The organism is Dasania marina DSM 21967, from assembly GCF_000373485.1.
GTDB classification, from domain to species: Bacteria; Pseudomonadota; Gammaproteobacteria; order Pseudomonadales; family Dasaniaceae; genus Dasania; species Dasania marina.
In genome coordinates this window covers 15,869-29,510 of record NZ_KB891580.1, presented here as the reverse complement: position 1 = coordinate 29,510, position 13,642 = coordinate 15,869, and the positions used below count along the sequence as shown (strand labels likewise).

The 13,642-nt window shown below is 47.5% G+C and carries 9 protein-coding genes; 7 read left to right on the top strand and 2 right to left on the bottom strand.

Annotated features, from left to right (window positions below; translation table 11 throughout):
* Positions 1 to 3: 3 nt before the first annotated feature.
* A complete protein-coding gene (locus tag B067_RS0109260) occupies positions 4 to 672 on the top strand; it encodes a carbohydrate-binding family 9-like protein (RefSeq protein WP_019529803.1) in 669 nt (222 codons plus the stop codon).
* Between the two features lie 148 nt (positions 673 to 820).
* Entirely contained in the window at positions 821 to 1,336 is a 516-nt protein-coding gene (locus B067_RS0109255; protein WP_026244543.1) for a glycine cleavage system transcriptional repressor, read from the top strand.
* 267 nt (positions 1,337 to 1,603) lie between these two features.
* Here B067_RS0109255 and mrcB read toward each other — a convergent pair whose 3' ends face one another.
* Positions 1,604 to 3,874 (bottom strand): penicillin-binding protein 1B, encoded by a 2,271-nt coding sequence (gene mrcB / locus B067_RS0109250; protein WP_019529801.1) that lies wholly within the window; start codon positions 3,872 to 3,874, stop codon positions 1,604 to 1,606.
* Between the two features lie 117 nt (positions 3,875 to 3,991).
* Between mrcB and B067_RS0109245 the strand changes: the two genes are divergently transcribed.
* The 4 genes from B067_RS0109245 (at position 3,992) to B067_RS0109230 (ending at position 12,260) form a co-directional block, all read left to right on the top strand.
* A complete protein-coding gene (locus B067_RS0109245; RefSeq protein ID WP_019529800.1) occupies positions 3,992 to 4,987 on the top strand; it encodes an adenosine kinase in 996 nt (331 codons plus the stop codon).
* A 101-nt stretch (positions 4,988 to 5,088) separates the two neighbouring features.
* On the top strand, positions 5,089 to 8,130 hold the full coding sequence (locus B067_RS21230) for a GAF domain-containing hybrid sensor histidine kinase/response regulator (RefSeq protein ID WP_019529799.1): 3,042 nt from the start codon (positions 5,089 to 5,091) through the stop codon (positions 8,128 to 8,130).
* Between the two features lie 52 nt (positions 8,131 to 8,182).
* The gene (locus B067_RS21225; RefSeq protein ID WP_019529798.1) at positions 8,183 to 11,722 is read left to right on the top strand and encodes a response regulator; all 3,540 of its coding nucleotides are present in this window, start codon (positions 8,183 to 8,185) and stop codon (positions 11,720 to 11,722) included.
* An 88-nt stretch (positions 11,723 to 11,810) separates the two neighbouring features.
* Positions 11,811 to 12,260 carry a DUF6491 family protein gene (locus tag B067_RS0109230; protein ID WP_019529797.1) on the top strand — a complete coding sequence of 150 codons (450 nt, stop codon included), beginning with the start codon at positions 11,811 to 11,813 and terminating at the stop codon, positions 12,258 to 12,260.
* Here B067_RS0109230 and sfsA read toward each other — a convergent pair.
* A complete protein-coding gene (sfsA, locus tag B067_RS0109225) occupies positions 12,238 to 12,960 on the bottom strand; it encodes a DNA/RNA nuclease SfsA (protein ID WP_019529796.1) in 723 nt (240 codons plus the stop codon). The two genes, B067_RS0109230 and sfsA, sit on opposite strands and share 23 nt — an antisense overlap.
* Positions 12,961 to 13,182: 222 nt before the next feature.
* Between sfsA and dksA the strand changes: the two genes are divergently transcribed.
* Positions 13,183 to 13,623, top strand: a complete 441-nt coding sequence (gene dksA, locus B067_RS0109220; protein WP_019529795.1) for an RNA polymerase-binding protein DksA — start codon at positions 13,183 to 13,185, stop codon at positions 13,621 to 13,623.
* The last annotated feature ends 19 nt before the right edge of the window (positions 13,624 to 13,642 follow it).

The window sequence follows — 13,642 nt, the reverse complement described above, 5'->3', positions numbered from 1 at the left end:
ACCATGTCACACTACAACGTTAACTACTCGGCAGTAGCACCCACGCTAACCGCCAACTGGCAAGACCCACTCTGGCAAGCAGCGGCGGTGATTCCGATTAATCATTTCCGCGAAGAAAGCTCAGATCACCGCCCCATCACCCAAGCCAAGTTGCTATACAGCGACGAGGGCATACACGGTATTTTTCAGGTGCAAGATCGCTATGTGCGCTGTGTGCAACAACAGTTTCAAAGCTTGGTATGCAAAGACAGCTGCGTAGAAATTTATTTTCAGCCTAAGAGTGATCGTGGCTATATGAATTTTGAAATCAGCGGCAACACCACCCTATTAAGTTATTACATCACCGATGCTGAGCGTGCCCCCGGCGGCTTTAAAGAGTTTGTTGAAATCACACCGCAACAGGGACAGCAAGTCAAGATAGTCAGCAGCCTGCCGCAGGTGGTAGAGCCCGAGCTAACCGAGGCTACTGAGTGGACGCTGCAATTTTTTGTGCCCTTTAGTTTATTGGCCCACTACGTAGGCGACCTAGGCAGCATTAAAGGCCAGCAATGGCGCTGCAATTTATTTAAATGTGGCGACGAAACCTCACAGCCACACTGGGCCTCTTGGCAGCCCGTGCCCGAGCTCAACTTTCATGTGCCAGCCACCTTTGGCCATATTGTGTTTGCTTAAATAATCATTATAGAAACACAGTGTTGCCAGCGGCATCACGCTTAAATACTGGCGCGATGCCGCAACTGCCATTACAGTGAGTAGTAACAGTAACTACTTACCACTAACTGTAACTACTAGCACTAACAACAATGCCGTAGAGGTCGCCATGCAGCAGTCATTGATTATGAGTTTCATCGCCGAAGACCGGCCCGGCATCGTCGACGCCCTTTCTGAAGTGATAGCTCAGCAACAGGGTAATTGGCTAGAAAGCCGTTTAACGCGTTTAGGCGGCCAGTTTACCGGCATAGTCCGTATAGAAATTAATGAAGATGCAGTAGACGATTTAGAAAACTCCTTACAAGGCTTAGCCGTAAAAGGCATTACTTACACGCTCAACGCCAATCACGCTGGCGTAAGCAACGAAGAATTATTCCCGGTTAATTTTAAAGTTACCGGCGACGACAGGCCCGGCATAGTGAAAGAGCTATCGTCACTGATGGCCAACTGCGGTGCCAATATAGAAAGTTTAAATACCTATATCAGCCACGCCCCTTGGTCAGGCGGTCTACTGTTTACTATGGAAGGCAGCGCCACCTTGCCGCCAACCTTGGGCAAGGGTCATTTACGTAGCAAGCTAGAAGGTATTTCTGACGATTTAATCGTGGAAATAGATCCCGCCTAATTCACTGCTGCCCCACAAATTATGGAAGCATGACTTCGGTGTTGATTGTTGTGACCTTCGCCAGCATGGATGCTGGCGCGGAGCCTGCCCCACGAGCACCACGAGTGCTTTGGGTACAGGGATGTATTTACGGCGTGTCACGGCAATCAATACCGGAGTCATGTCTCGAAAGCAGCGATTAAGCTAACCGAGCCCAATCGAACAGTCACCATGCACCATGCACCATGCATCTAATATTTAGGGACACTAGTGCCCCTAATCCACTTGTTAAAACAACTCCCTAAACCATTGCAACACACCCTTAACACTGGTGCTGCAAGGGGCTTTTTGCTGTGGCGCACTACCCTGTAAAAAAGGCACGTAGCGGGCATTATCGCAGGGGCCACTGCTCAGTAGGCCGCTGTCGCTGTCCACCCAGTGGTAGGTCACCCCCGCGGGGGGCTCTAAATTAATAGGCTGCCGACTGACGCGGGCAAATAATTCACGCCAGACTTTTAACGCACCACCGGCACCGGTTATACCCGCACTTTGGTTATCGTCGCGGCCCATCCACACCACTGCTAAATAATCACCAGCAAAACCGGCAAACCAAGAGTCGCGCAAATCATTGGTACTGCCGGTTTTACCCGCCACGGCAAAATCTTCCCGCAGACGCTGGTATACGGTTTTGCCAGTGCCTTCACGCACCACTTCCATCATCGAGTAGTGCAATAGGTGCATCACCGCGGCATCAACCACGGGCTGTGACTGCACCGGATAACGCGCTAAGGTTTTGCCCTGCTGATCACTGATTTGGGTAATGGCCCGCAACGGTCGACTCACCCCGTGGCTGGCTATGGTTTGATACATTTGCGCCACCTCTAAAGGCGACAACTCACCCGCACCCAATAATAAGGCAGGCACCGCGGGCAGCTTGCGGCTTACCCCTAAACGTTCAACCATATTCAGCACCGGCTCTATGCCCAGCTGCATGCCCAAACGGGCGGTCGCCTGATTGTAGGATTGCGCCAAGGCGTTATGCAGCAACACTGAACCGTGGCTTTTCCTATCAAAGTTTTGTGGCTGCCACAGGCTGCCATCACCGCCTTCAACCGCTACCGGGCTATCACTTATAGGCGTTACTAACGTGTAACGTTTGGGTTGTTCCAGTGCGGTCAAATACACTGCCGGTTTAATTAGCGAGCCTATAGGCCGCACCGCATCCAAGGCGCGGTTAAAACCGGCATAGCGCATTTCGCGGCCGCCCACCAACGCGACTATATCGCCACTGTTAACATCGCTCACCACCACCGCACCCTCGGTGCTCTCATCCAGCGTTTTTACCACGGCGCTTAGGCTTTGCTCGGCGTGGCGCTGCACGATGGGATCAAAAGCGGTGTATATCTGCAAGCCTTGGGTTTGCAACTCTTGCTCGCTGTAATCCCTACGCAGCTGCCTACGTACTAAATCTAAATAGGCGGGAAACACCACCGCCACAGCGCTGGGCTTGGCCAAGCCCAAACTATTTATTTGATAAAAATCACTTTGCTGTGGGGTAATTAATTGGTGCTGGGCCATCAGCTTTAGCACCACATCGCGGCGTGCTTCGGCGCGCTCGGGATGCCGCCAAGGGTCGTAATAGGATGGCCCTTTAACTATGCCCACTAACAACGCTATTTGGCCGGGGTTTAATTCATATAAGGGGCGATTAAAATAATGCTGACTAGCCAAGGCAAAACCGTGAATTGCGCGCGGGCCTTCTTGCCCTAAATAGATCTCATTAATATAGGATTCTAAAATTTTATCTTTGCTGTAATGCAGCTCTACCAATAAGGTCATCACCGCTTCGGTGGCCTTGCGCCACAAACTGCGGCTGCGGCTGAGAAAAACATTTTTAACCAGCTGCTGGGTAATGGTACTGCCGCCCTGCACCGTGCGGCCGGCTTTGATATTGGCGATTAATGCGCGGGCTATAGCCTTGGGCGACAAACCCCAGTGGCTATAAAAATCTCTATCTTCTACTAATAATAAAATTTCCCGCAGGCTTAGCGGCACTTCTTCTAACTGTACCAGTAGGCGATCTTCTTTATGGCTGGCGTATATGCTGCCTATTTCTACCGGCTCTAAGCTGACTTGATCTAGGGCACTGCCCCAGGCCGAACGTAAGCCCGTCACCCGCTCATTCACCAGTTGCAGCTGAAAGCGTTGCGAGGGTTGTTCGCCATTGCCGCGCGTCACCACGCTAAAATGCTGACCCTGCTGCCAATAACTACCGGGGCGGCGGCCATCACTGTTTAATTGATAACCTAATAAGGTCAATTCATAACGCAAATCATCCGCTTGCAAAAATTGCCCGGCCCGCAGGGTTAATGCTCGGCTGTATACCCGCGCCGGAGATTGCCACTGGCGCTCGTTTAAACCGTAACGCACATTGGCATCGAGCATAATAAAAACAACCGCCAACAACACGCTAAGGCTGGCGATTAATTTCCACCAAGGGAATTTTGCTGAGGTTTTTTTGCTACTACGAGGGCGGCTGGTTTTGTCTTTTTTTGTCATGGCGAGAGTCTATCACGCCGACCATTAATTCTTTAAGCGACATTGCAAAGCACATCACAACCGGGATAATAGCCCACCATGACATTGCAGCCCCATACACAGCACAGGAATTCAGCCATGAAGCAATACCACATTTACGGCCTAGGCGCGGCCTTGGTAGACACAGAAATAGAAGTGCAAGACCAAGAGCTAAGCGCCATGGCTGTGGATAAAGGCCTGATGACCTTAGTGGATGAGGCCAGGCAGCATGAATTACTCAGCCACTTGCAAGGCCATTTAGTGCATTCTAAACGCGCCTGCGGCGGTTCGGCCTGCAACACTATTATCGCCGCCAGTTATTTTGGTGCCCGTAATTACTACAGCTGCAAGGTCGCCAACGACGACAACGGCCAGTTTTATCTAGATGACTTAAAAGCCGCGCAAGTCGATAGCGACTTTGCTAGCGTCAAGCCCGAGGGAATTACCGGTAAATGTTTGGTGCTTATTACCCCCGATGCTGAGCGCAGCATGAATACCTTTTTAGGGATTAGCGAAACCTTGTCTGAGCAAGAGCTTAATGCCGACGCCATCGCCAATTCTGAATACCTGTATTACGAAGGCTATCTTGTTACCTCTGCTACTGGCCGCGCCGCCGCGATCAAAGCGAGGGAGATTGCCGAGCAACATCAGGTTAAAACCGCCATCAGCCTGTCCGACCCCGGCATGGTGCAGTTTTTTAAAGAGGGCTTAATCGCAATGATAGGCGATGGCGTAGACTTGCTGTTTTGCAATGAGGCCGAAGCCATGGGCTGGGGCAACAGCAACAACCTAGCTGAAGCGGTCGCCACCCTAAAAACCTTGGCCAAGCAATTTGTCGTTACCTTAGGCGCCAAAGGCGCGCTACTGTTTGATGGCGAGCAGCTCATAGAAATAGCTGGCCATCCCGTTACAGCGGTAGACAGCAATGGCGCAGGCGATATGTTTGCCGGTGCCTTCTTATATGCCCTCAGCCAGGGCCAGAGCTTTAGCCAAGCCGGTCAACTCGCCTGCCGCGCTGCGGCCGAGGTGGTTAGCCACTACGGCCCCCGCCTCAACGCCAGCCAACACCAGCAGCTGCTCAGCAACCACGGCTAAGCCAAACTGTCAGGTCCAGAGAATCTGGGCCTGTATTTGCCAGCAAAACCTCCTTTTGTAAGCCATACTATAAGTGACTACCACTTGCCGTAGCTTATCTTATGAGTCAACAACCCTCTTATGCAGACCTAAGCGCCGAAGTTCAACAACTTAAAGCCGAGCTAGCTCGCCTGCGCACTAGCGACCACCGAGCCTTAAGCAGCCAATGGTTTCAGCTAATTAATCACGATCGGCTCAACGCCCAAAACCTGTTGCAAATCATGGCGGAGCTGGCAGCTCATATCCAGGTTAGCAGCGTGGCGCTGTGCCTCTATGATGGCGATAAAAAAATCTTTCACCCGCTGCTGTCATACCCCATTATCAACAGCAATGAAGAACACCGCAGCAATACTCCCAACAAACGCTACCCCTATATCACCCAGCAGTTGTTGGCAGGGCAAAACGTAGTCATCAATAACCTCAATAATTTACCCAGCGACAGCTCAGAGCGGCAAGGATTAACACAGCAAAGCCAACCAAGCCTACTCTCTATACCCGTAATGCATCACGGCAAACTACAAGCCGTAGTGGATTTACACAGCGACCAAAAACCTAAGCAGTGGCCTAGCGCCGATATAGAGCTGGCGTCTATAGCCGCACATATACTGTTTCAGGGCTTACAATTATTAGAGAGCAATAGCTTTACAGAATGGTTAAGCAATTACAGCCAACAGCTGTCTAAAACCACCAGTATAGAAAACATAGAACACTGCATGCGCGAGCTATGTCAGCTTATCGATGTAGACGGCATGAATTTACTGATACCCGACAATGCCACCAAGCACGGCATAAAAGTAACCTGCTGCTACCCCACTATAGCTGAAGATCAACTTGCGCAGACGCCTATTGATTTACAAAGTTTTCCCTGGACTTACCAGCAAGTTATCAATAACAAACCTGTCATCATTAACGACATTGAGCATCTGCCTACAGAAGCCAAGCTAGACCAGCAACTACTACGTGATAGCAAAAACTACTCCTACGTCATTTTACCGCTGCACCACAAGGGTCAAATCAGCGCAGTGGTAGATTTATATACCACTGACCGTCGGCACCAATGGCTAACTAAAGAAATAGAACAAATTAAAAAGGTGTTGCCGCTGTTATATACCGCCTATGAACAACTACAATTGCAACGTCGCCGCCAAGAATCATTGGCTACACTACAGCTAGTCATGGAAAGCACTAACGTAGGCTACTGCATAATTAATCAAGATTTATCCGAGTTTTTCTTCAGCACCTCCACTGCCATCATGCTGGGCTACCCCAGCAGCCAAGAGCTCACACCTACTTGGGTAAATAATTATTTACTATGGAACAAAGCGGTCAGCAAAAAAGACATAGACATGCGCAATCAGGTCTTTGCCAGCGGTAAAAAACAATCACAAACCCTAAAAGTTCGCACCTGTGACAATCACCCTATGTGGGTCATGGCGACCTACGTGCCCAACAGCCACCACAAGAATGGTCGGGTAGAAACATTACTCGTAGGTTACAGCGACATTAGTAGCCAAATAGAAAAACAAACCGCGCTAAAAAAAGCACGCATAGAAGCTGAGACTGCCAATGCTGCGAAAAGTGAATTTTTAGCACGCATGAGCCACGAAATACGCACCCCTATGAATGCCATTATTGGCATGAGTCATCTTATTCAAGACACCAGGTTAACTGAAGCGCAACAGGAACAAATCGATCATATAGACCAAGCGGCACAAAATCTTTTAGCCATTATCAATGACATACTGGATTTTTCAAAAATAGAATCAGGCAAGCTAGAGCTAGAAGCCACCGAATTTGATCTATACACACTACTAGATCAAGCCGTACATGTTGCCACCTTCCACGACAGTGACCGCCAACAGGAATTAATTTTAGATATAGCCGACAACGTCCCACAATACTTAATAGGTGACTCTTTACGTATCAACCAAGTTTTAACCAACCTGCTCAGCAATGCTGTTAAATTTACCCCTAAAGGCAATATCATCTTGCAGGTTAAAGCGCAAAATAAAGCACCCTATACGCAGCTATGTTTTTTGATTCGGGATAAGGGTATAGGCATGAATCAGCAACAAATAAAAAACCTATTTCAGCCATTTTCACAAGCTGACGGCAGCATATCCAGAGAGTTTGGCGGCACCGGATTAGGCCTAAGCATAGTCAAACGCTTAGTCGAACTAATGGACAGTAGCATCAAAGTAAAAAGTCAGTCCGGTGCAGGCACCGAGTTTCGGTTTTCCCTACAACTCAAGGTCATTAACCTCAGCTCACAACAGCTGCCGAAATTAAAACAGTTGCGTACTCTAGTAGTCGATGATAACAGCCAAGCTAGGCAAGCCATATGTAATATAGCACGCACACTCAAGCTATCAGTAGAAGAGGCCGACAGTGCACAGCAGGCCATTGCAATACTAAAAAATCAAAAATCAGAAGAAAACTTCGACTTAGTATTAATGGATTACCGCATGCCTGGCATTGACGGCTTGCAAGCCGCTCAGCTCATCAAACACGACCAAAGTATCAATTATGCACCAACCGTTATTATGATCTCTTCCTGCGACCGCGAGGAAGTCATGAACAATGACCTTAGTCGCAACATAGCAGGATTCTTAAGTAAGCCTGTTAGCCCGTCAAAGTTATATAACAGCGTCAATCAGCTCTATCAACAAGTACGACACACGACACCGATTCATCTAGACACCTCCGACGCCAATTCATCAGGCCTTAACGGCCTTAGAGTGCTATTAGTAGAAGACAATATTGTTAACCAAAAAGTCGCCGTAGGCATATTAAAAAAGAAAAATATTTCCACCACCATTGTTAACAATGGCCAAGAAGCCATAGATATTTTAATGGAGCGCAGCAAAGACTTTGACGCAGTACTGATGGATATAGAAATGCCGAAAATTGACGGCTACCAAGCAACCCATTTCATACGCCAGCAACTGCATTTGAGCATACCCATTATCGCCATGACCGCACATGCTATGAGCAGCGACCGCAACAAATGTTTGGACGCTGGCATGAACGCCCATATACATAAACCCATAAATCCAGACTTACTCTATCAAACACTGCATACACTATGCCGAAACACTGCATAAACGACTAGCAATACCGCCTTCAACCACCGTATTATCTGGCGACTAAAACTATATGGACAGTCAAGAACTTAAGCGATTACGTGAACAAGTCGCCAAGCTCAGCGTCGAAAAAACCGCGCTGCAGCAACGCCTGTCTGAGCTACCGAATAATGAAGAGCAAGAATTAGCCGCATGGCTAGACAGTTGTAGTAGTGCCATCCATATAGAGCAGCTAGACCTACTACTGGGCAACGTCGTCAACTACCTTCATGCCGATGGCGCCACACTGTCTATCTATCAACATGATGCACAATATGTTGCTATGACGGTTTGCTATCCCGTTGTTAACAGCCATGAAAAATTACTCTGTGATTACAGTATTGACGAGTACCCATGGAGCTGGCAGCAATTACTCACAGGGCAGACACTAATACTCAACGCTCTAGACGATATCCCAAAGCAATACACTCAAGATCTTAGCTTTTATCAAAAGCTAAACCAACCTTCCTCCATTCAAGTACCGCTGATGTTTGAGGAAAGAGTTCAAGGCCTGCTAGAGCTACACAGCCAAGGTAGAAGCCACCACTGGCGCGATATAGATATAAGAATGTTAGAAAGACTATCGCAACCCTTTTTCTCGGCCTGCAATAGAATAATCAAAGACAATATAGATAGAGAAGGTTTGGTGCTGCTGCAACAGCTTATCCATAACACCGGAGTGAGTTACGCACTATTAAACCACCAGCGCAGCTTATATACCTTTGGTTCAAACATGGCCAGCATGTTCAATCTACCCGCCAATACGCCACTAAACCCACAGTTATTTGACCAGCAATGGTGGCAGACTATTTTTGAACAGGGCAACCTAACGCCCTTGGTAATGGAATGGATAGCAGCTGACGGCAGCCGTAAGTTTTTTTCATGCACACCGACTATCATTCACCACAATACCGAGCAAAAGCCTGATACCGTATTAATAGGCTATACCGATATCACCCAGCTACAAACTAAAACCATTGACTCACAGTGGTTAATTAACATACTGCAAAAATTACATATTTCACCCGACATGGAAACCATACAGCACATCTTGGGCGAACTGCTTAAGCATGTGAACGCTTCGGGGGTTATCATATCGTTAGATAACGCCATCATCACCACCGAGTCCGCTGATGACGCCATGGTCAAAAACGTTTATCAGCAGCATGACGCCAAAAAAGTAACTCAACTACACGATGATATCTACCAAATACTTAAAACGAAAAAAACCTTATTTTTTTCGTCTCTAGATTCAGCGCCACAGCAGCTGCTTAACAACAAAGAGCATATGAGCATCTTGCAGTCCATAGCAATAAAAGGCCTGTATTCCATAAAATTTAAGCGACCCAACGGCGAATCAGCCATTATTATTTTAGACTGGGACAAACAACACGAAATACCCAAGCTTGAACTTATAGAAACCACCCTTTTATCGGTAGGTGATACTATCTTTGCCGTGATAGATCAAATTAGTGATAAAAAAATCTTACAGACAAAAATATCACAAGAACAATGGCTAACCACACAAATTGATAAGCTCTATCGCAGCAACTACCCCATAGAGTCCGCCGTTAACCAAGTACTTAAAGCGCTATGTCGCTATGTTAATGCTGAGCGTATTTTTATACGCCACAGGAAAGAAAACTCCGGCATTTATAAATTGAGCTACCAATATTGCGAACCCGGCATAGCCAGCATTAAAGACACGGTTGGCGCTGAAATTGATTTAAGTAATCTGCCGCCAGAACATATTTTAATGTTAGGTAAGCCGCAAGCTATTAACAATATGGAGGGGAAGATTAAAAGCCTTGCCGCCAAAAAAAATCTCGTACTGCATGAAGACCCGATACAGGCCACCTTAATGATGCCCTTATTTGGCATAGAGGGGATACCGGCTTATATCGCAGTAGACTGCCTAACCCGCAGCCATGAATGGACTAAAGAACATGAACAAGTGGTGCAAGCTATAGGTGACGCCATTTGTATGACACACGATAGACAGGACATTTACTACCGGCTGCTCAACAGCGAGCAACGCTTTAGCATGGCCATGGAGGCCTCGCAAAATGGCATTTGGGAGTGGCAACTAGACAGCGATGAAATTTACGTCAGCCCAGGCTGCTCCAAATTATTTGGCTTCACCCACCAAGAAACCCATATACAGTTCAACCAAGACCGCATACTAAAACGCATACATGATGATGACAAAGCGATGTTTTTGTCAGAACTGGACAAACTACTGCAACACAACCTTCCTTTTGAAAACACAAAAATTCGTTTCATCACCAAAGAAAATACTATTATCTGGTGTTACTCAAGAAAAAAATTTACCAGCTGGAACAGCCAAGGGAAACCAACTCGACTCATAGGCGTCATCATTAATATTAGCGATTTCATTAAACAGCAGCAGGCCTTAGACAAGGCGCGCATAGAAGCCGAACAGGCCAACAATGAAAAGAATGACTTTCTTGCCCGCATGAGCCATGAGATACGCACCCCCATGAACGCCATCATAGGTTTGTCACATTTAGTTAAAGACACCCCCTTAAATGAAAAACAACACGACTTTATAACGCATATACACTCTGCCGCTAACAGCTTGCTGGGTATTATTAACGACATTTTAGATTACTCAAAAATTGCCGCGGGAAAACTCATCTTAAACAATACTAATTTTGATTTTGAGGATTGCTTAAATCAAGTCATACGCATCAATTCTTTTCTCACTGATCAAAAATCACTACAACTACTACTTGATCACGACAGCCATATTCCCAAAAAACTCTTTGGCGACAACTTACGCCTCTCACAAATTTTAACTAACTTGCTAAGTAATGCCGTTAAATTTACCGAGCAAGGCGACATTATTGTAAAAACCCAGTTATTAGCCCTAGAGAAGCAGCATGCCAAAATACAAATCAATGTCATAGATTCTGGCATGGGTATTAGTGACAATTATATACAACAGTTATTTGACCCTTTCAGCCAAGCCGACGGCACTATCTCTAGGCGCTTTGGTGGAACCGGCCTAGGACTAACCATAGTGCAACACTTGGCCTCATTAATGGGCGGCAATATAGGCGTAGTCAGTGAGTTAAATAAGGGCACCAACTTTACCTTAACGCTAAGCTTTGCCTTGGCTAAAAAACACACTAATGATCAACAACGCTTGCGCAGCGAGCGCTATGATAAACAATTGCAAGGCCTGCACATTTTAGTGGCCGAAGACAATATCGTTAATCAAAAAGTCGCTGCCGGTATACTCAGAAAAAAAGGTATCAACTGCCAGTTTGCCAACAATGGCCAAGAAGCCATTAACTTACTGCAAGAACGGGGCAATCACTACGATGCGATTTTAATGGATATTGAGATGCCCGATGTTGACGGCTACCAAGCGTCTACTTATATACGACAAACCCTGCACAACAACATACCTATAATCGCCATGACCGCACACGCCATGTCTGGCGATGCCGATAAAGCTATGGCTGCAGGCATGAATGCCCACGTCACCAAACCCATCAACCCTGACACGCTGTATGAGGCGCTTAGCCAACAGCTGTCGCCGCGTTAAAACCGCCAGTCTTTTTGCGCTATGCTATACAGCAACTGCCAACCCCCCTTGTTTGCAATAAAAACCAACGCGCAATAACAGGACAACTATGAAATACCTATGCAACATCACCCTGCTCGCTCTTTTGTTACTCAGCGCCTGTAGCACTACCCCGCCACTTTTAGCGCTAAGCCCCGAGCAGGCAGCGGCCAAGCGTGGCTACGCTATAGTCAAAGCGGTCAAACAAGTGCAGGACTACCGCCTTAGCGGCTGGTCCTATATCGACCAACAAAATCTAGTGATGTACTCCAGCCCTAAGCGCCATTATCTACTCACACTTAAACAGCGCTGCCACGATTTACGCTCTATCGACAATATTGCCCTAGACACCCGCACTGGCGTATTAATGGCAGGCCTAGACGCCATTAAAATTCTGCCGCGCCACGGAATGGTATTACAACCCTGCTATATAGAAGGCATCTATTTGCTAGAAAAAATAAAGCCGCAACCCGACTCCGGCACTAGCAGCGATGAAGCTAACACGCTTGCTGCGCGATAACCGGCACAGCCCTAGCCAAGGCTATTTCGCGTTCATTAATATCGGCGCGGTAGGCCAGCACCTCTACCCCTGCCGCCAGCGCTTCTCTAAACGTGTCAGCATAAGTACTATCAATTAAATCCGCCGGGGCCACGCTGCGAATACCGCTGTGCTGCACACAAAACAACAACACCGCTCTATGACCCTGCTGCTTAACCATCATTAACTCCCGCAGATGTTTGCTACCGCGGGCGCTAACCGCATCGGGAAACACCCCCAAACCGCTGTCGGCGCAGGCTAATAAGGTGACGCTTTTCACCTCCACAAAACACTGCTCACCCTCAGCACTTTGCAGCCATATATCAATGCGGCTTTTTTCATCACCATACTTTTGCTCGGTGCGCAGCTGACTATAGCCCTGCAAAGGCGCTATCAGCCCCGACGCTATAGCTTCTACCACCAGCGCATTGGCCTTGGCCGAGTGTATGCCTATCCAATGGCCAGCTGCGGTTTGCGCCAGCTCCCATGTGTGACGGTATTTTCTTTTTGGATTATCCGACGTTGATAACCACACCTGGCTACCGGGCTGGTCACAGCCAGTCATCGCCCCGGTATTAGGGCAGTGCACGGTAATTTCCTCACCATTAGGCAGGCGCACATCGGCTAAAAAACGCTTATAACGCCGCAATAACAAAGCGGGCTGTAATAGGGGCCACTGCATAGGACACTCTCATTTATTAATACGTTATAATTCAATAACTTAACCACAGCCTTTAGCCGCCAAGCTGCACAAAGCAGGAAACTCTAGCGCAAAACCACTTAATCTGGTACTTTTGCCCCCTTAAACATTGTCTGAACATTGTCAGCAGCGAAATTATTCGGCCCAGGCGCACCCTAGGTAATGCTAACAAGGTATTTTTGAGCACATCATTGGGATTGAGTAATGCCAGTAAAAAAACAACAGTCGGCAAGCGATTTTAAAAACTTCACGCCTTATAAGCCGAAGAAAACCGAAGAGTACATGAACGAAGCCCAGCGCGAGCATTTTCGTGGCATCTTGCTTTCGTGGAAATCGGAACTCATGGAAGAAGTTGACCGCACCGTTTCGCATATGAAAGACGACGCCGCCAACTTTCCCGACCCCGCTGACCGTGCAACGCAAGAAGAAGAGTTCAGCCTAGAATTACGTACCCGCGATCGCGAGCGCAAACTGATTAAAAAAATTGATAAGACCATAGATCTTATCGACTCTGATGATTACGGCTACTGCGACACCTGTGGTGTAGAAATAGGCATTAAGCGCTTAGAAGCGCGCCCCACCGCCACCATGTGTATAGACTGCAAAACCTTAGACGAAATCAAAGAAAAACAGCAGTTAGGTTAAGCCTAACCAACTCCTAAAA